The sequence below is a fragment of the Vibrio sp. Vb0667 genome, assembly GCF_033391095.1.
This window is the reverse complement of record NZ_JAWPOL010000213.1, coordinates 1-1,296: the sequence shown is the minus strand read 5'-3', so window position 1 is coordinate 1,296 and position 1,296 is coordinate 1. Positions and strand designations below refer to the sequence as shown.

General features: G+C 48.1%; 1 protein-coding gene and 1 pseudogene. Both read right to left on the bottom strand.

All coding sequences use genetic code 11. From position 1 onward, the window contains the following. Nucleotides 1-962, bottom strand: a 962-nt coding sequence (locus R8269_RS24715; RefSeq protein ID WP_318222843.1) for a patatin-like phospholipase family protein, incomplete at its 3' end; no start/stop codon positions are given. 87 nt (nucleotides 963-1,049) lie between these two features. Next, nucleotides 1,050-1,296: pseudogene (locus R8269_RS24710) on the bottom strand (penicillin-binding protein 1B); the annotation flags it as partial.

The following is a 1,296-nucleotide window of genomic DNA, read 5'->3' as shown; positions in this document are numbered from 1 at the left end:
TCCATTTCTTTGGTGATGTCATAACCAGATTGAAAAGCCCAAGGCATTTTGTCGAACTCAACGGTTTCCATTTGGCCGACATTGGGACGAATGTAAACATCGTGTTCTTGCAGGGTTTCGACTTGCTGCTGGGTACTGCGACGCACCAGATAGTTGGAGAGTTGGTCTGCAACGGTAAACAGCCCAGTAAAATCATCTTCGGTTTTGTAGTCGGTACTGATGTCTACCGCGATAACCACATCCGCGCCCATCGCACGCGCAACATCCACTGGCATGTTGTTGACCACGCCACCGTCAACAAGCATGTGGCCATTTAACTTATACGGAGGGAGTGCGCCGGGTACAGACATACTGGCCATCATGGCATCAACTAAATAACCGTTGCCGATCACCACTTCGTCCAGTTCTAAAATATCTGTCGCAACGGAACGGTAAGGAATGGCAAGCTCATCAAAGGAGTCAAAACGTCCGAGGTTGCCTGTGGTCTCGCGCAACACACGCAACATGTTTTGCCCTTGAACCACACCAGTTGGAGCACGAACCTCGCCGAACCGCAAACCAAGATCGGTCGTGATTTGATAGCGGTCTTCATACTCTTTGTCACGAACGCGACGCTGACTGCGATCGACGCGATCACGATAACCACTGTTCCAATCAACAGAATAGATAAAACTTTCGATTTCATCGGCGCTCATGCCTGTCGCGTACAAACCGCCAACATAAGCTCCCATGCTTGTCCCTGTGATGATATCGACAGGAATGTGCATTTCTTCTAGAGCCTTGAGGACACCAATGTGGGCAGCACCTTTTGCGCCGCCACCAGCGAGAACAACCGCGACTTTAGGACGAGTCGGAGTATCCTCATTTTTGACTTGAGCAACAGAAGGAGTGGCTATCAAAAACAAACTTACCCACAACGCGAAATAGCGCGACATCGGGCTTGATGACAGCGTTTTGAACATCCACTTCTTCCTTTACTGAATACTTGATCACTAATATGTACTAAGAATTGACCAGTGAAACAAGTCCATGTTGTTGATTTGGAGATCCTACCAATCAAACAAACTATTCAACCAGTTAGATTTTTTCTCACACTGTTGTTTGATTTGACCCGTTTTATCCCATACTGGAAGTTTGTAATCGCTGCGGCAATTCATCTCTAAACCACCGTTGGAGGTCGGTTTAAAGCCAAGCGTCGTCACTTCTTTAGGCCAAGGCAACTCCAAACGCTCAGGAATTCGCTGCGCCAAGTATTCCGCGTAAACACGCAATGCACCGCTTGAGCCCGTAAGGTTG